Consider the following 16136-nt stretch of genomic DNA (forward strand, 5'->3'; position numbering starts at 1 on the left):
AGTGACTTCCATGGAAAGCACGGGGCGCGGTCCATAGCCTGGTCCGAAGGGCCCGCCCCTCTTCAATACCGGACCGACTGGAGAACGTCATGGAAGAGCTGCGCCACATCAATTCCAAGAAAAACCATATCAAAATCGTCGTCAGCGAAGGCAAGGTCACACTGGAAGAACTGCATAAGGCACTCGATATCGCCGTTGCCCAGATGGTGCCCAAGGGCGGTTGCAACTGCGGCCTGACGGGTTTCGACCTGACCTTCCTGCGCGGCGACCCGTCGATCGGCCGCGTGCTGCGCGAGGTGCCGCACATCGAAGGCGCGGTGCTGGAAAATGAATTCCGCGGCTGAACTGCTTTCGCCTGCCCCACGCCCTGCCTTGGGCGTGGGCGTCAGCTACGAGGGGCGCGATCCGGCCTTGCTCGAGATGATGCTGCCGCACGTCGACATCATCGAAGTGACGCCGGAAACCATGTCGGTGGCCGACGGCGACAGGATTTCGCTGGACCAGGGCATCCTGGCGGAACTCAAAAATATCGACCGCGAGAAAACCATCGTGGTGCATGGGGTCAGCCTGTCCATCGGCTCGCATGACGGCTGGTCGCCGACCTACCTTCATTTACTGGATGAACTGATGGACCAGGTGCGGGTGCGCTGGCACAGCGAACACCTTGGCTACACGCGGGTCGACGGCGAACACCTCGGCATCATGCTGGCCATGCCGCGCACCGAGCAGGCCGCGGAGCTGGTGGCGCAAAGGGCCTGGTGCCTGCAGCAACGCTACGGCCTGCCCTTCCTGCTGGAGAACATCGTGCACGTGGTTCCCGACTGCCCTGCCGACTACAGCGATGCCGGCTTCCTGAACGCGGTTGCACGCGACAGCGGCTGTGGGCTGATCCTGGACGTGTACAACCTGGAATGCGATGAACATAACCACGCGCTCGATATCCACGCCTTCCTCGCGGAACTCGATGGCCGCCATGTGAAAGAGCTGCATGTCGCCTGCGGCGTGCAGCATAACGGCCTGATGCTGGACGTGCATTCGCGCCTGCCGCGCCCCTGCACCATGGACCTGGCGCAGCAGGTACTGCGCGAAGTGGCGACCGAGGCGGAGGTGATCGTGTACGAATTCATGCCGGAAGCCGTGCCCGGCCTGGGCAATGCGGCTATCGCAAACACCCTGCAGCATATGCGGCAACGAGAATGGAGGTAGACATGGACCTGGCCAGCCACCAGCGCATCCTGCTTGGCCTGATGCGCGCCACTTACCAGCCCGGCGCCGCCGACGCGCCCTATTACCACCGCATTGCAGGGTCACCGGACTTGCAGGAAGCGCGCGGCAACGTGCTCTTATGGCGCATCTATGTGCTGGAGCGCACTTGCGTGCTGACAGTCGAATTGCTGCGCCAGGCCGATTTGCTGGAAGACGCGCTGCAAGCTTTCATCCGGCAGGAAAACATTTCGCCGTTCCGCGAATACCAGCCGCTGGCCTTCCTCGATTTCCTGGCCGGCCACGAAGACCCGCTGGTGGTGTCGGTATCCCGGTTCGAACTGGCCCTGATGAAGGTGCGCGAAGGAGATCCTTGCCGCTACATGGTGGACTGGAGCTACGACCCCGCACCGATCCTGCAAGCGCTGGCGCAGCGGGAGGCGCTGCCGGATCGGGCCGAGCCCGACCTGCACCGGACCGAGATCTCGGGCGAACTGCCTTACTTGTTCGAGATGAAAAGGCTGGCGCGCGATTCGGCGAACGAGCGAAGCAAATTCCACACGGCCCTGACGCGCGGCAGCCTGTACAAGTCGACCGGCGCCACCAGCCAGTAAGCGCGCTCCACGAACACTTCGTCCTGCAGCACCGGCACCAGGCGGCCATCGGTCGCCATATACGGCGGCGCCATCATCAGGCCCAGGCCGGCGGCGGCGGCTTCGGCCTGCGCCAGCATGCCGGTGCAGCACAGGCGGCGGCGCGGATTCACGCCCAGTTCATCGAGGAAGTTCAGCTCGTTGCTGGCCAGCCGGTCCTGCACGTAGTCGACAAAGTCGTGCCCTGCCAGGTCGCTGCGCTTCAGGATCGGCGCGTGGCGCGCCAGGTAGTCGGGCGAGCCGTACACATAGAGGCGGAAGGACGCCAGGCGCGTCACCATATAGCGCCCGGTGTTGGGCGCATCGAGCGTCACGCCAAGATCGGCCTCGCGGCTGGCCAGGTTGGCGAAGCGCGGCTGCACCAGCAGATCGACCGACAGCTCAGGATAGTCCTGCAGGAACTGCGCCAGCAGCGGCGTGATGAAGCGTACGCCCAGGGCTTCCGGCACGCCCAGGCGCACCACGCCGCGAATCGCGACTTCGGTGCCGGACAACTGGCCTTGCGCGGCCAGCACCGCGCTTTCCATCGCCTCCGCATGCGGCAGCACCGCATGCCCCATTTCCGTCAGTTCATAGCCTTCGCGCGAGCGGTCGAACAGCGTGGTGCCCAACTGCTGTTCCAGGCGGTCGATGCGGCGCGAGACGGTGGTGTGCTCCACCTCCAGCCGGCGCGACGCCCCGGACAGGGTGCCGGAGCGCGCCAGCTCCAGGAAGAAGCGCAGGTCAGTCCATTCGGGCAGTGTTTTCATGCGGCCTATTGTGCATCATTTTCCCGCCCCGCAGTGCCGCTGTGCAAAATTGCACACACAGTGGGCGCCGCCTCCGGTTCCCGCCTTGATGCATTTCTTGCACACTGCACGCTCCTGCAACGCTGCCCACGAGGACTATGTATTCCGAGATCAGCTACACCAGCGAAGACGGCCTGCGCCTGTATGCGCGCGACTACCCGGCCGCCAGCGGCCCTGCGCGCCTGCCCGTGATCTGCATCCACGGCCTGACGCGCAATTCCGCCGACTTCGAAGACGTCGCGCCGTGGATCGCGGCCCAGGGCCGGCGCGTGATCGCCGTCGACGTGCGCGGCCGGGGCAATTCCGAATACGATTCGCAGCCGGACCGCTACACGCCCGTGGTCTACGCCAACGACGTGGTCAAGCTGGCGCGCGACCTGGGCATCGAGCGCGCCGTATTCATCGGCACCTCGATGGGAGGCTTGATTACCATGACCCTGGCCTTGCGCAAATCGACCCTGATCGCAGCTGCGGTCCTGAACGACGTAGGCCCCACGCTGTCCGAACGCGGCCTGTCGCGCATCCGGGGCTATACCGGCAAGGACGAACAGTTTACCGGCTGGCGGCAGGCGGCCGATTACATCAGCGGCATCAACGCGGTCGCCTTCCCCCACAATACCGCCCAGGAATGGGAGCGCTGGGCGCGCCGCGCCTTCCGCGAAGAGCGCGATGGCACGCTGGCCATGCGCTACGACCCGAATATCGCCGTGCCTATCCGCGCCAACAAACTGCGCTCCACGTCGATGGCTGCGCACTTCGCTTTCCGCCGGCTGGCGCGACGCCGCCCGACCATGCTGATTCGCGGCGCGCTGTCGGACCTGATCGAACCGGCGCAGGCCAATGCGATGCGCGCAGCAGCCCCGCGCATGCTGTATGCTGAGGTGCCCGGCGTCGGCCACGCGCCGATGCTGTCCGAGCCCGCTGCGCAAGAAGCGCTGCGCAACTTCCTCGCCAGTGTGGACTGATTGATGAAAAAACTGATTTCCCTGGCGCTCGCCCTGGCGCCGCTCGCGGCCACAGGACAGGAACTCAAAGTCGCACTCATCGCCGGAAAAACCGGCATCCTCGAGCCATACGCCAAGGAAACCGAGGCCGGCTTCATGATGGGCCTTGAGTACCTGACCAACGGCAGGATGGAGATCAACGGGCGCAAACTGAAAGTCCTGGTCAAGGACGACCAGAGCAAGCCGGACCAGGGCCGCACCCTGCTGGCCGAGGCCTATGGCGACGACAAGGTCGATATCGCTGTCGGCACCAGCTCCTCCGGCTCGGCCATCGCCATGCTGCCCATCGCGGCGGAGTACAAAAAGATCCTGATCGTGGAACCTGCAGTGGCCGACGCGATCACCGGCGCAAAATGGAACAAATACATCTTCCGCACCGCCCGCAATTCCATGCAGGACGGCCTGGCCGCGGCCTCCACGTTCAAGCAAGGCAGCGTCGCCTTCCTGGCGCAGGACTATGCTTTCGGCAAGGATGCCGTGGCGGCCGCGCGTGAAGCGCTCCAGCTGACCGGATCCAAAGCCAACATCGTGCACGAGGAATTCGCGCCGCAGAATGCGACCGATTTCACCGCTTCGGCGCAGCGCCTGTTCGACAAGCTGAAGGATGCGCCGCCGCCGCGCGTGCTGCAGATCATCTGGGCCGGTCCCAACCCGATGAACAAGATCGCCGACATGAAGCCGGAGCGCTACGGCATCACACTGGCGCCGGGCGGCAATATCCTGCCGGTGCTGAAGACCTGGAAGTCGTTCGGCGGCACCGAAGGCACGATCTATTACTACTACGACTTTCCGAAAAATAAAATGAACGACTGGTTCGTGGCCGAACACCGGAAACGCTACGGGAAACCGCCGGATATGTTCACGGCAGGCGGCTTCACGGCAGCCAGCGCGGTCTACACCGCCCTTGCCAAGACCGGCGGCGGCGATACGCAGAAGATGATCGCCGCCATGGAGGGCATGGAGTTCGACACCCCCAAGGGGAAAATGAGCTTCCGCAAGGACGACCACCAGGCCATGCAGCCGATGTACCACTTCCGCATCAGGAAGGACCAGAAGACCGAATGGGACTTGCTGGAACTGGTGCGCGAGATTCCGGCCTCCGAGTTGCCGGTCCCAATCAAGAACAAGCGGCGTTGACCTGATGACTCCATTGCTGTCCACACGCGGGCTGACTATCCGCTTCGGCGGCCACACGGCCGTTGACAACGTCAGCGCCGATTTCCATGCGGGCCAGTTGACGGTGATCGTCGGCCCGAACGGCGCCGGCAAGACGACTTATTTCAACCTGATGTCGGGGCAGTTGCCGGCCACCAGCGGCCGGGTGCTGCTGCGCGGCGAAGATATCACGCGCAGCGGCCCGGCGTCCCGGACCCGCAAAGGCATCGGCCGCGCCTTCCAGCTCACCAACCTGTTCCCTCATCTTTGCGTCCACGAGAACGTACGATTGGCGGTACAGGCGCGCGCCAACGCCGGCATGAAGCTGTGGTCGATCTGGTCCAGCCACAAGGAGCTGATCGAGCGCTCCGACCATTACCTGGCACGCGTGTCGCTCGCTGCGCGGCGCGATACGCCGGTGGCGGCGCTGTCGCACGGCGACAAGCGCAAGCTGGAAGTGGCCATCATGCTCGCCCTGGAGCCGGAAGTGATGATGTTCGACGAACCGACCGCCGGCATGAGCGTGGACGAAGTGCCGGTGGTGCTGGACCTGATCCACCAGGTGAAGGCGGAGCGCAACAAGGCTGTGCTGCTGGTCGAGCACAAGATGGACGTAGTGCGCGCGCTGGCCGACCGCATCATCGTACTGCACAACGGCGCCCTGGTGGCCGATGGCGAACCGGCCACGGTCATGTCCTCGGCCATCGTGCAGGAAGCTTACCTGGGAACCGCTAGCCATGACTGACGCCCTGCTCAAACTATCCGGCGTGCACACGCACATCGGCGAATACCACATCCTGCAAGGCGTCGACCTGGCCGTGCCGCGCGGTGGGCTGGCAGTCCTGCTGGGCCGCAATGGAGCCGGCAAGACCACCACGCTGCGTACCATCATGGGCCTGTGGCAGGCCAGCGCCGGCAAAGTCGAATTCCATGGCCGCGACATCAGCAAGCTGCGCACGCCCGACATCGCGCAGGCCGGCATCGCCTACGTACCGGAATCGATGGCCGTGTTCAGCGAGCTGACAGTACGCGAAAACCTCTACCTTGCTGCGCGCAGCGGCCCAATGGATACCGCGCGCCTGGAATGGATTTTTTCGTTCTTCCCCGCACTGAAGAAGTTCTGGAATTACCCGGCCGGCAACCTGTCCGGCGGCCAGAAGCAGATGGTGGCCATCGCGCGCGCCATTATCGAACCGCGCGAACTGCTGCTGATCGACGAGCCGACCAAGGGCCTGGCCCCCGCCATCATACAAAGCCTGGCCGATGCGATGCGTCAGCTCAAGGGCCAGGCCACGGTGCTGCTGGTCGAACAGAATTTCAACTTTGTACGCCAGCTCGGCGACACCGTGGCCGTGATGGACGACGGCCGCATCGTCCACAGCGGTTCCATGGCCGAACTGGCTGCCGACCGCGCCCTGCAAGAGCGCTTGCTCGGCCTGGCCCTCGATTCACACCAATAAGGAGTCGTTCGACAATGCCTACGGTCCCGCGCGACTACATTCCCATGCTGCTGGTGCCGGTCCTGATGCTGGCCATGCTGCCGCTGGTGGGCAGCATGCCGACCTGGATCACGCTCACCGTGGCCGGGCTGGCGATGGGGATGATGATCTTCATCATGTCCAGCGGCCTGACCCTGGTGTTCGGCCTGATGGACGTGCTCAATTTCGGCCACGGCGCCTTCGTTTCCGTCGGCGCCTTCGCCGCCACCCTGGTACTGGTGCCGATGCAAGGCTGGATGGAGGCCGATTCGCTCGCCATGAACCTCGCTGCGCTCGGCCTGGCAATAGCGATGGCGATGGCCGTGACCGCGGCACTGGGCCTGGTCTTTGAGCGCATCATCATCATGCCGGTCTACGGCCAGCACCTGAAGCAGATCCTGGTCACCATGGGCGGCATGATCGTGGTTGAGCAATTGATCCACGTCGTCTGGGGCGCCGACCATAAACCAATGCCGCTGCCAACCGCCCTGCGCGGGGCCTTTGTATTGGGCGATGCCGCCATCGAAAAGTACCGCCTGCTGGCCGTCGCCGTCGGCATCCTGGTATTCATTGCACTGACACTGGTACTGAACCGCACCAAGCTAGGTTTGCTGATACGCGCCGGCGTCGAAAATGGCGAAATGGTCGAAGCACTTGGCTACCGCATCCGCCGCCTGTTCGTGGCGGTGTTTGCAGCCGGCTCCGCACTGGCCGGCCTGGGCGGCGTGATGTGGGGCCTGTACAAGGAAACGCTGACCGCCTCCATGGGCGGTGAAGTGATGGTCATGGTCTTCATCACCATCATTATTGGCGGCCTCGGTTCGGTCGGAGGCTGCTTCATCGGCGCGCTGCTGATGGCGCTGAGCGCCAACTACGCCGGCTTCCTGGCGCCCAAACTGGCGCTCGTGTCCCATATCGTGCTGATGATCGCCATCCTGATGTGGCGTCCCGCCGGCCTGTCGAGGAAATGAAATGCTGAACTCCCTGCTCTCCGGCGACCTGCCGCGCAGCCGAACCTTGTCCATACTGCTGCTCGTGGTCGTACTGGGGCTCGCGCTGGCGCCCTTCATCACCAGCGGCGCGCGCCCGCTCAACACCGCCGCCACCATTTGCATCTACATCGTGCTGGTAGCCTCGTACGACCTGTTGATCGGTTACACTGGCATCGTGTCCTTCGCACATACCATGTTCTTCGGCATTGGCGCCTACGGCGTCGGGCTCGGGTTCGACAGCCCGACGCCAGCCTGGGGCGCCATGGCGCTGGGCGTTGTCGCGGCGCTGGCATTGACGCTGGTCATGGCTCTCATCATCGGCCTGTTTGCTCTGCGCGTGCGCGCCATCTTCTACGCCATGATTACACTGGCGGTGGCGTCTTCGTTTGCCGTCCTGGCATCGCAGATGTCTGGATGGACCGGCGGCGAAGACGGCAAGACTTTCGACGTGCCCGACCTGCTATCGCCGGCCAACGAGTTCGGCGAATTCATGGGGCGCATCGTGGACGGCAAGGTGCTGACCTACTACATCGTGTTTGTCTGCGCGGTGCTGATCTTCCTGGCCCTGCTGCGGGTGGTGAACTCGCCGTTCGGGCGCGTGCTGCAGGCCATCCGCGAAAATGAATTCCGTGCCGAAGCGCTGGGCTACCGCACCGTGGTGTACCGCATCGCCGCCAACTGCATTGGCGCGGTCGCCGCGGCATTGGCCGGCGCTCTGATGGCGCTGTGGTTGCGCTACGTCGGCCCCAGGACCACGCTGGGCTTTGAAGTGATGACCGACATCCTGCTGATCGTCGTCATCGGCGGCATGGGCACCCTGTATGGCTCGGTGATCGGCGCCGCCCTGTTCATCCTGGCGAATAATTACCTCAAGTCCCTGATGGCGCAAGCAGCGGGTGCCGTGGCCGGCGTGCCGTTGCTGGAAGCGGCCCTGCATCCGGATCGCTGGCTGCTGTGGCTTGGCATCCTGTTCATCCTGGCCATCTACTTCTTCCCCAGCGGGATTGTCGGGAAATTCAGGCAGAAGGCAGCCCGGCAAGGTACTTAGCCAGAAGAGCATCGGCCTTGCCGCTGCTGCGCAATTCATGTACCGCGCGCCGCAACTCCGTCGCCAGCGCTTCATCGGCGTTATGGCGACTCAGGTGCAGGTGGATTTCACGCGATTGCACCGCCAGCGTGGCCCCCAGCCGCGCACGCGGCACGCCCAGCAGGCGCATGGCGTGGAAGAGCGCCAGGCGGGTACCGATCGATGCATCGAGCCGGCCTTCCAGCAGCATGCGTACACCCTGCAGCTGGTCGGTAATTTCGTGCTTGCGGTATTCGCGGTCGTCCAGGAAGGCGGCGCCGTAATCCGAGCCGCGCAGCATGCCCACCGTGCGGCCCCGCAGGTCCTGCAAGCCTTCCAGCTTGACGCCCGCGCGGCCGATGGCGATGACTTCCGTGGTCCACAGCATGCCCATGGGTTCGGCCGTCCCCGCAATGGCGGAATTTGATGTCGCGATCATCAGGTCGGCCTCGCCCGAACGCAGCATGGCGACGGCGCGGGCGTACGGGGCGACAGTGATTTCGATCTGGCGCTGCGACTCGCGGCCGATCAACTCAATGGCCTCCACGAAAAGGCCGGTCTTGCGGCCGCTCGCGTCAAGCATGGCGAAAGGAGCTATGGCCAAGGCCACGGCGCGCAATGGCCGCGGCTTGGCGACAGCGCGCAGCGGCCAGCTTGCCGCCGCCATTGCAGCAAAAGAAGCGGCAGCGCCGGACCAGCGGGCCATGCGGCCCAGCCAGCGCCGGCGCTGCGCCGCTTTCATCGCTCAGGCCCCGGCAGTGGCGCTTGGACGCTCGGCGATGCGGTCGCGCCAGGCCTGCAAGTGCGCCAGACCGTAGTCGGACGGACGGAATTTCATCAGCCCGCGCGCAAACTCGATTGCGCAAAAACCGGTGATGTCGGCAATCGTGAAACGCTGCCCCGCCACGAAGGGCTGCCTGGCCAGCACGCCGTCCAGCCACTTCGCGTTCTCATGGAACTTCTCGCCCTGCGATGCGCCGAAATCCGGGAACTGGGGATTCTCGATCGGCGCAAAGCCGGGATGCGAGTGGCGGATGCTGTTGGCCGCGATGGCAAACAGGTGCAGTTCCATGCGACGGTCGGCCATTTCGATGAAGGCACGCTCCTCGGCGCCCTCTCCCATGAGGTTCGGCGCCGGATGCAGGCCTTCCAGGTAGGTGCAGATGGCGCGCGTTTCGCACAGGATGCGGCCGTCGTCCAGCTCCAGCGCCGGCACGCGGCCGAATGGGTTCACCGCCAGGTAAGCGTCGCCGCGATGTTCGCCCTTGCCCAGGTCGACCGCTTGCGAATCCAGTTCGATGCCCTTTTCCGCCATGAACATGGCGACGCGGCGCGGATTGGGGGCACGGGGGGCGGTGTACAGCTTCATCAAGTCTCCTTTTGCTTTAATTAATCAGCGCGACTGGCCGGTTTCCAGCATTTTGCGCGCCTCGGCGGCAAATTGCTCGACTTTATCCTGGCTGTCCGCCCGTTCCAACACATTGCTGGGCGGCTGCTCGATCCCACGCAGCACGGCAGGACGGGAACGAATCTGGCGAATCCAGCGCTGCAGGTGCGGCAAGCCTTCGGTTTCAACGCCGGACCAGCGGTGGGTACGCACCCAGGCCCAATTGGCGATATCGGCGATTGAATAGTCGCCGGCCAGGAACTCGTGACGCGCCAGGCGGTCGTCCAGCACGCGGAACAGGCGGCGGCACTCGCCCTGGTAGCGGTCGATAGCCGGCTGGATCTTTTCAGGGAAATAGCGGTAGAACACATTAGCCTGGCCCATCATCGGGCCGACCCCGCCCATCTGGAACATCAGCCATTGCAGCACCAGCGAGCGGCCTTTGGCGTCCTGCGGCATCAGGCGTCCCGTCTTTTCGGCCAGGTAGATCAGGATGGCGCCGGATTCGAATACCGCGAAGCTGTCGTTCGCGCGGTCGATGATCGCCGGGATGCGGCCATTCGGGTTGATGGCCGTGAACCATGGCTCCTTCTGTTCATTCCTGCCCAGTTCGAGCAGGTGCAGCTCGTAAGGCAGCGCCAGCTCTTCCAGCGCGATAGAAATCTTATGGCCGTTCGGCGTTGCAGCGGTATACAGGTCGATCATCGTGAATCCTTAATTCGCGTCGAGGCGCAAAGGATAACCCGCACAGGCAAAAAAAAACCGGCCAATTTGGAGCGGCCGGTGAAAACGCTTTTCAGGGCGTGGGGATTGAAGAAATCGTGCCGGATTGAGGAATCCGGCAACCCGGCGTACAGGGATGCTGTACGCTATGGACGTACTTTGCCAGCTTTTCCGCGCCCAAGGCTTAGGAGTTCATTAAGGAATAAATAAACCCGGCAAAAAAATGGTTCTTCACGGATTGCTGTGATTTGAGCCAGAAAGCAGGAAAGCGGTGAAGAAAAGTTAGACTTGTTGTGCGACCAACAGTTCTCAACTTAACCCACCGCTTTCATGCAGGATAATAATCTCGACCTCCCGTTCTGGGAAGGTTTTGGGGTATGGAATTTCGACCGTCGAGCAGACGGAATCTGGATTTCCCTCGTACCCCAGCCGAATACCCCAGCTAATTGTTCGAAGTGCGATGCTCGCTGTGATCAGGTGCATGGCACTTATTGGCGCACCGTGCGCGAGATGCCCATGTTTGGCGAAGCAGTTTGGCTCCAGGTACGGCTGCGCCGAGTCAAATGTAGCCAGTGCGGCACATGCGCCGAGCGCGTCTCCTGGCTTGATCGACACGCGAGAGTAACCAAACGGTTGGCTGACTTTACCGGCATGTGGTGCGACAAGCTGCCCGTGGCCCACGTTTGCAAGCTGACGGGCCTGCATTGGGAGACCGTGCGTCGTATCGAGCGGCAGCGCCTGACCACGCAGTTGGACGCCCTGCCAGAGGCTCAGCCAACTAAGCTGGTAATGGACGAATTCGCGCTCTTTAAGGGCCATCGCTACGCCACCGTGGTACTCGACGGCGATTCACGACAAGTGCTTTGGGTCGGCGAAGGACGCAGCCGACAAGCAATTCGCCCCTTCTTTGAATGGCTGGGCGCTGAGCGCTGCGCCCGTATCCAGGCCGTCGCCATGGACATGAATACAGCCTTCGACCTGGAGGTCAAGAAACACTGCCGTAAGGCTAAGGTCGTGTATGACCTGTTTCATGTTATTGCCAAATATGGCCGTGAAGTGATCGACCGTGTGCGTGTCGATGAGGCCAACCGACATCGAAACGATAAGCCGGCGCGCCAATTTGTCAAACGTGGCCGCTGGCTGGTGTTACGCAATCCGCAGAATGTGCCTGCTGATCAAGTGCCCGTGCTGGAGAAACTGCTGGCGGCAAACCGCGACCTGATGACCGTCTATGTCATGAAGGCGAGCCTTAAGGAGCTCTGGCAGCCAACCTGCCCTTGGCGCTGGCGAGCGGCGTGGCGCAACTGGCTGGCAATGGCCCAAGCCAGTGGCATTGAATCCCTGCAGCGCTTCGCCAAACGCCTGGGCTTGTACTGGCGCGGCATCTTGGCACGCATGTACTGGCCGATGCATACCGGCCAGCTTGAGGGTATCAACAACCGGATTAAGGTGATGAAGAGGATGGCTTACGGATACCGCGACTCAGAATTCTTCTTTATGAAAATCAAAGCCGCGTTTCCCGGAAATCCGTGATGAACCAAAAAAATACCCGCGTCTTTGCGCGGGTAAAAGAATTCAAATCGGGAGAGATTTGAAAGTGCAAGGGGGATATTCTCAACAGCGAAAACATCACGACTTCGTTTAAGATAGTACAATTTTTATAATAGAAACTCTCCAATAGTCACAATGCGAAAAAAAATTTGCAAATGGACTTTTCGAGCCGCGATTTCAGCGGCAGTTCTGGCCATTTCCGCTTGCGCTACACAGCCGCCCGCGCCACCTGCCGCCCAAGCTGCAGCGGTGATTCCGGCGCTGCAGGCCAGCCAGTCCGCGCACCGCATTGTGGCCGGCGACTCGCTGGTCGCCATCACCGTTCGCCGCGGCGGGCCTCTGGCGCGCATGGGCCACGATCACGTCGTCGCCACCCGCCAGCTTGAAGGTTTCGTGGACCTGGACCAGGGCCGTACTGAACTGCGCTTCCGCCTCGACCAGCTCACTGTGGATGAGGCCGCGCTGCGCAAGGAAGCCGGGCTGGATACACAACCGTCGCTCGATGCCATCGATGGCACCCGCCGCAACATGTTCAGCAAGGTGCTGCAAGCGCAGGCCCACCCTTGGGTGCTGGTGCGCGCCGCATTTGAAGCGGGAACGAAGGACAGGCTGCGCGCCGAAATCACCCTGCACGGCGTGACGCGCGAGTACAAAGTGCCTCTGCACCTGCGCGAAGAAGGCGCCACAGTGCTGGCCAGCGGCACCTTCACAGTCAGGCAGACGGACTTCGGCATCACGCCGTTTGCCGTCTTCGGCGGGGCACTGGCCGTGAAAGACGAGCTGGAACTGAGATTCGCGATCAGCGCGCGACGATAAGGCGCAGGCCCAGGCCGACAAAAATCGCACCGGCGCCGCGATCCAGCCACAAGCCGGCGCGCGGGTTGCGGTTGATCCACTTGCCCACGGCGCCGGAGAAGTAGCCCAGCATCCCGAACAGCAGGCAAGCCTGCAAAGTAAAGACCAGGCCGAGCTGGGCGGTCTGCCAGCTGGCATCTCCGCGCCCTGCCACCACGAACTGCGGCAGGAAGGACAGGAAGAACAGCACCACCTTCGGATTGATCGCATTGGCGAACAAACCTTTGGCAAACAGCTTGCCCAAAGACTCCTGCGGCAAGGCCACCTGGCCCACCTGCGCACCGCCCTTGCTGCGCAGTGCGCCATAACCCATCCAGATCAGGTAGAGTCCACCCGCAACCTTGAGCGCGGTAAACGCTGTCGGGGATGCGGCAATCAGCGCGCCCACGCCCAGCGCAGCCAGCAGGGTATGGCTAAGGCAACCCAGGGCGCAGCCCAGGCCGAAAACCACGCCCTGCTGGCGTCCACGAGACATGCCCATACTTAATACCATCAGGTTATCCGGCCCTGGGGAAACAGTAATCAGCATGGCGGCGGCCAGGAAGGCCAGCCCTTGTTCAGGAGTAATTAACATAGCCGGGATCATACACGAGTGCGCCGGGGCATAACAATTCAGTATCACACCATGTTTATTTGTCCATTACAATAATTACTATTGAGGAGATCATTAATATTTTGCTTTCTTCGTTTGCATCGTCTATTGAACTAGTTGCGCCCCTCTTATTAATTCTGGGGTTGGCGGCGCTTATCCTGTTGATATGGGAGAACCGCAGCCTAAAGAAGCAATTACAAGCGCGGGAAGCCGCGCTGAGGCAAACCCAGATTCAAAATGAGAAACTGGGCCGCCACCGCATCGACTTTCTGGCGGCCATGAGCCACGACATCCGTACGCCACTGGCCGGCGTGATCGGCATGTTGAAATTTGCCCTGCGCGACCGCACCATCGCCGACCGCACAGGAGAATACCTGCGCATCGGCCTGAAGAACAGCGAAGCCCTGCTGGCCATCCTGAACGACCTGCTCGATTTCTCCCGCATCGACGCCGGCCGCCTGTCGATCAACACCCAGGACCTGGACCTGATCGACATCATCGACGAAGCCATCACCATCCTGCGCCCGCAAGCCGATGCCAAGGCCCTGCTGCTGCGCTGCGAGCTGGCGCCGGGCCTGCCGCGCCACGTGCAGGGCGACCCCAACCGCATCCGCCAGATCCTGCTCAACCTGCTGGGCAACGCCATCAAATTCACGGAACGCGGCGAAGTAAGGCTGCGCGCCTCCGGCGAGACGACCGACGGCCTGGCACGCGTCAGCTTCAGCATCAGCGATACCGGCCCCGGCATCCCGCTGGAAATGCTGCCGCGCCTGTTCCGCAAATTCGAGCCGGCCGACCTCTCGTCCACCCGCCGCGCCGACGGCCCAGGACTGGGCCTGGCCATCTGCAAAGAGCTGGTCGACCTGATGGGCGGCCAGATCGAAGCCGATACCCGCCTCGGCAAAGGCACCACGCTGCGCTTCTCGCTGCCGCTGGCCCTGGGCGGACCGCCGGAGCAGGATCCGGTCAAGATCCCGGCCCACCTGCGCCATGCCTACCGCTTGCGCGTGCTGTGCGCGGAAGACGTGCGCACCAACCAGATCATCATCAGCACCCTGCTGGAAGGCATGGGCCACGAAGTAACTGTCGCCGAAAACGGCCTGGAAGCCCTGCGTGCCCTGAATGAAAAGGACTTCGACGTGGTGCTGATGGATGGCCGCATGCCGCAAATGGACGGCGAACAGGCGGCGCGCCTGATACGCCGCGGCGGCAGCCAGGACTACCCCTCACGCGACCCGCTGATACCGATCATCGCCCTCACCGCCAATGCCAGCGACCTCGATCGCGCACGCTACCTGTCGGCCGGCATGGACGCCTTCCTCAGCAAGCCGGTCGACGAACGGCTGCTGTTCGACCAGCTTGAAAAAACCATCACCCAGTTGCTCAATCGCGGCCGCAGCCTGCCGCGCACCACGCCCACCCTGGCGGAACTGGACGACATGTTCGGCGTGGAGCCAGCCAGCCCGGCCATCCACATCCTGCCGCTCAGCGGCATGACCGCGCGCCACCAGCAGCGCATCGCGCAAGCCTTCCTGGAAGAAGCCCCGCGCCGGCTCGACGAAGGCCGCCTGGCGCTGCAGAACGGCGATGGCGAGGGCGCCACCAGCGCCTTCCACGCCCTGAAAGGCAGTTGCGGCTACCTGAGCGCCCCCGAACTGCACACCCTGTGCCATCAAATGGAAAAGGCCAGCGCGGCCGGCGACCTGGAAGCAGCCACCGCCCTGTTGCCGGAACTCGGGACACTGATCCTGCAAGCTTGCGCCGACCTGCGTCGCGACGATACGATAGCTGCATGACGACACAACGCGCCTGGGTGCGCATGCCATCCGGCCGCCGGCTGGACTTGCTGGACCCCACGCCCTTCGATTGGGACGACGCCGACCTCGCTCTGGGCCTGGCGCGCACCTATCGCTGGGGTGGCCACTCGGCCTGGCCCTTGCCGCTCTCCGTCGCCCAGCATTCGATCACGGTACTGCAATTGCGGCGCCTATGGTCGCCCACCCCGCTCGACCCGCTGCGCTCCTTGCGCGAACTGCTGCACGATGCGGAAGAAGGCTTGCTGGGCTTTGACTGCATCTCGGTGCTGAAACCCTTCCTCGGCGACAGCTTCCGCGAACTGAGCCAACGCCTGGAACAGGCCGTATTCCTGCGCTACGGCTTGCCGGCCTGGACGCCGAAGGAATACCAGGTCCACAAGCGTGCCGACCGCCTGGCCGCCGCCAGCGAAGCGGTCCACGTGGTGGGCTGGAGCGACGAGGAAGTGCGGCGCACACTGAAAATCACCGCCGTGCCCCTCGCTGAAGATCCACTGCAGGCCTTGTACGGCGAGCCGGCGTGGGAGCCCTGGCCGCCAGGGTTGGCCTGCGAGCGCTTCCTCGACGAACTGAACCGGCTCAAGGCGGCAGCTTGATAGTCCGGATGATAAAATTGCTGTAATACGAAGTTTTTAAAGACGAAATTACAGTTATCCACTTCTACTGTGGATAAACGTGTGGAGAAGCCGGGCTTGACAGCCCGTTTCGCCTGTAACGGCGCGGCTTTCAATAAATTGCCCAATTCTTTGGCAATCGATTAGTATCAATAAAATCAATGACTTAGCCAAGTCGAGTGCATGCCATTTTGCAACTCACTGAGCCTTCGGAAAATATTTTGACAAAAGTTCTGGCGCGGAATAGTGTGTCCACAACCG

At 62.8% G+C, this 16136-nt stretch carries 18 protein-coding genes; 13 read left to right on the top strand and 5 right to left on the bottom strand.

Translation table 11 applies throughout. From position 1 onward, the window contains the following. Positions 1-89: 89 nt before the first annotated feature. From ASE26_RS22985 to ASE26_RS30895, 3 genes are read left to right on the top strand one after another with little or no spacing between them, the layout of a single operon-like run. Entirely contained in the window at positions 90-344 is a 255-nt protein-coding gene (locus ASE26_RS22985; RefSeq protein ID WP_055924748.1) for a hypothetical protein, read from the top strand. After that, a complete protein-coding gene (locus ASE26_RS22990; protein ID WP_055924751.1) occupies positions 328-1206 on the top strand; it encodes a DUF692 family multinuclear iron-containing protein in 879 nt (292 codons plus the stop codon). Before ASE26_RS22985 ends, ASE26_RS22990 begins: the two co-directional genes overlap by 17 nt. A gap of 2 nt (positions 1207-1208) precedes the next feature. Next, on the top strand, positions 1209-1817 hold the full coding sequence (locus ASE26_RS30895) for a hypothetical protein (RefSeq protein ID WP_156397822.1): 609 nt from the start codon (positions 1209-1211) through the stop codon (positions 1815-1817). On the opposite strand, the gene ASE26_RS22995 is transcribed toward ASE26_RS30895, so the two are convergent. Beyond that, a complete protein-coding gene (locus ASE26_RS22995) occupies positions 1703-2605 on the bottom strand; it encodes a LysR family transcriptional regulator (RefSeq protein ID WP_055924754.1) in 903 nt (300 codons plus the stop codon). The genes ASE26_RS30895 and ASE26_RS22995 overlap by 115 nt on opposite strands. A 137-nt stretch (positions 2606-2742) precedes the next feature. Here ASE26_RS22995 and ASE26_RS23000 point away from each other — a divergent pair, with 137 nt between their 5' ends. From ASE26_RS23000 to ASE26_RS23025, 6 genes are read left to right on the top strand one after another with little or no spacing between them, the layout of a single operon-like run. Beyond that, a complete protein-coding gene (locus ASE26_RS23000; protein WP_055924757.1) occupies positions 2743-3609 on the top strand; it encodes an alpha/beta fold hydrolase in 867 nt (288 codons plus the stop codon). A 3-nt stretch (positions 3610-3612) separates the two neighbouring features. Beyond that, complete coding sequence (locus ASE26_RS23005) at positions 3613-4785, top strand: substrate-binding domain-containing protein (protein ID WP_055924761.1); 1173 nt, start codon at positions 3613-3615, stop codon at positions 4783-4785. 13 nt (positions 4786-4798) lie between these two features. Next, on the top strand, positions 4799-5548 hold the full coding sequence (locus tag ASE26_RS23010; RefSeq protein WP_229207048.1) for an ABC transporter ATP-binding protein: 750 nt from the start codon (positions 4799-4801) through the stop codon (positions 5546-5548). Continuing rightward, the gene (locus tag ASE26_RS23015; protein WP_055924767.1) at positions 5541-6263 is read left to right on the top strand and encodes an ABC transporter ATP-binding protein; all 723 of its coding nucleotides are present in this window, start codon (positions 5541-5543) and stop codon (positions 6261-6263) included. Before ASE26_RS23010 ends, ASE26_RS23015 begins: the two co-directional genes overlap by 8 nt. 14 nt (positions 6264-6277) lie before the next feature. Beyond that, positions 6278-7252 (top strand): branched-chain amino acid ABC transporter permease, encoded by a 975-nt coding sequence (locus tag ASE26_RS23020; protein WP_055924770.1) that lies wholly within the window; start codon positions 6278-6280, stop codon positions 7250-7252. A 1-nt stretch (position 7253) separates the two neighbouring features. Next, positions 7254-8321, top strand: a complete 1068-nt coding sequence (locus ASE26_RS23025) for a branched-chain amino acid ABC transporter permease (protein ID WP_057247006.1) — start codon at positions 7254-7256, stop codon at positions 8319-8321. Here the strand turns inward: ASE26_RS23025 and ASE26_RS23030 are convergent. Genes ASE26_RS23030 through ASE26_RS23040 form a run of 3 tightly spaced genes read right to left on the bottom strand, consistent with a single transcriptional unit; the run spans position 8290 to position 10431 of the window. Then, positions 8290-9081, bottom strand: a complete 792-nt coding sequence (locus tag ASE26_RS23030; RefSeq protein WP_055924776.1) for an ABC transporter substrate-binding protein — start codon at positions 9079-9081, stop codon at positions 8290-8292. The genes ASE26_RS23025 and ASE26_RS23030 overlap by 32 nt on opposite strands. A 3-nt stretch (positions 9082-9084) precedes the next feature. Beyond that, positions 9085-9708 carry a glutathione S-transferase family protein gene (locus ASE26_RS23035; protein WP_057247007.1) on the bottom strand — a complete coding sequence of 208 codons (624 nt, stop codon included), beginning with the start codon at positions 9706-9708 and terminating at the stop codon, positions 9085-9087. A gap of 24 nt (positions 9709-9732) precedes the next feature. Next, positions 9733-10431 carry a glutathione S-transferase family protein gene (locus ASE26_RS23040; RefSeq protein ID WP_057247008.1) on the bottom strand — a complete coding sequence of 233 codons (699 nt, stop codon included), beginning with the start codon at positions 10429-10431 and terminating at the stop codon, positions 9733-9735. Between the two features lie 348 nt (positions 10432-10779). On the opposite strand from ASE26_RS23040, the gene ASE26_RS23045 reads away from it, so the two are divergent. Both ASE26_RS23045 and ASE26_RS23050 read left to right on the top strand, forming a co-directional pair. Continuing rightward, a complete protein-coding gene (locus tag ASE26_RS23045; RefSeq protein ID WP_082591456.1) occupies positions 10780-11982 on the top strand; it encodes an ISL3 family transposase in 1203 nt (400 codons plus the stop codon). Positions 11983-12249: 267 nt separating this feature from the next. Continuing rightward, positions 12250-12816: a YceI family protein gene (locus ASE26_RS23050; RefSeq protein ID WP_229208205.1), complete on the top strand. Its 567-nt coding sequence runs from the start codon at positions 12250-12252 to the stop codon at positions 12814-12816. Here the strand turns inward: ASE26_RS23050 and ASE26_RS23055 are convergent. Continuing rightward, positions 12800-13429, bottom strand: a complete 630-nt coding sequence (locus ASE26_RS23055; RefSeq protein WP_055925319.1) for a LysE family translocator — start codon at positions 13427-13429, stop codon at positions 12800-12802. The two genes, ASE26_RS23050 and ASE26_RS23055, sit on opposite strands and share 17 nt — an antisense overlap. A 179-nt stretch (positions 13430-13608) precedes the next feature. Between ASE26_RS23055 and ASE26_RS23060 the strand changes: the two genes are divergently transcribed. Beyond that, positions 13609-15243: an ATP-binding protein gene (locus ASE26_RS23060; protein WP_255356974.1), complete on the top strand. Its 1635-nt coding sequence runs from the start codon at positions 13609-13611 to the stop codon at positions 15241-15243. Next, complete coding sequence (locus ASE26_RS23065; RefSeq protein ID WP_055924789.1) at positions 15240-15857, top strand: hypothetical protein; 618 nt, start codon at positions 15240-15242, stop codon at positions 15855-15857. The genes ASE26_RS23060 and ASE26_RS23065 overlap by 4 nt, the downstream gene beginning before the upstream one ends. The last annotated feature ends 279 nt before the right edge of the window (positions 15858-16136 follow it).

Origin of the sequence: Duganella sp. Root198D2 (assembly GCF_001428585.1) — a bacterium.
Taxonomy (GTDB): domain Bacteria; phylum Pseudomonadota; class Gammaproteobacteria; order Burkholderiales; family Burkholderiaceae_D; genus Rugamonas.

Bases quoted from the DNA above. Each gene is read 5' to 3' on its own strand.
- ASE26_RS22985 (WP_055924748.1), top strand. From the start codon at position 90: ATGGAAGAGCTGCGCCACATCAATTCCAAGAAAAACCATATCAAAATC.
- ASE26_RS22990 (WP_055924751.1), top strand. From the start codon at position 328: ATGAATTCCGCGGCTGAACTGCTTTCGCCTGCCCCACGCCCTGCCTTG.
- ASE26_RS30895 (WP_156397822.1), top strand. From the start codon at position 1,209: ATGGACCTGGCCAGCCACCAGCGCATCCTGCTTGGCCTGATGCGCGCC.
- ASE26_RS22995 (WP_055924754.1), bottom strand. From the start codon at position 2,605: ATGAAAACACTGCCCGAATGGACTGACCTGCGCTTCTTCCTGGAGCTG.
- ASE26_RS23000 (WP_055924757.1), top strand. From the start codon at position 2,743: ATGTATTCCGAGATCAGCTACACCAGCGAAGACGGCCTGCGCCTGTAT.
- ASE26_RS23005 (WP_055924761.1), top strand. From the start codon at position 3,613: ATGAAAAAACTGATTTCCCTGGCGCTCGCCCTGGCGCCGCTCGCGGCC.
- ASE26_RS23015 (WP_055924767.1), top strand. From the start codon at position 5,541: ATGACTGACGCCCTGCTCAAACTATCCGGCGTGCACACGCACATCGGC.
- ASE26_RS23020 (WP_055924770.1), top strand. From the start codon at position 6,278: ATGCCTACGGTCCCGCGCGACTACATTCCCATGCTGCTGGTGCCGGTC.
- ASE26_RS23025 (WP_057247006.1), top strand. From the start codon at position 7,254: ATGCTGAACTCCCTGCTCTCCGGCGACCTGCCGCGCAGCCGAACCTTG.
- ASE26_RS23030 (WP_055924776.1), bottom strand. From the start codon at position 9,081: ATGAAAGCGGCGCAGCGCCGGCGCTGGCTGGGCCGCATGGCCCGCTGG.
- ASE26_RS23035 (WP_057247007.1), bottom strand. From the start codon at position 9,708: ATGAAGCTGTACACCGCCCCCCGTGCCCCCAATCCGCGCCGCGTCGCC.
- ASE26_RS23040 (WP_057247008.1), bottom strand. From the start codon at position 10,431: ATGATCGACCTGTATACCGCTGCAACGCCGAACGGCCATAAGATTTCT.
- ASE26_RS23045 (WP_082591456.1), top strand. From the start codon at position 10,780: ATGCAGGATAATAATCTCGACCTCCCGTTCTGGGAAGGTTTTGGGGTA.
- ASE26_RS23055 (WP_055925319.1), bottom strand. From the start codon at position 13,429: ATGTTAATTACTCCTGAACAAGGGCTGGCCTTCCTGGCCGCCGCCATG.
- ASE26_RS23065 (WP_055924789.1), top strand. From the start codon at position 15,240: ATGACGACACAACGCGCCTGGGTGCGCATGCCATCCGGCCGCCGGCTG.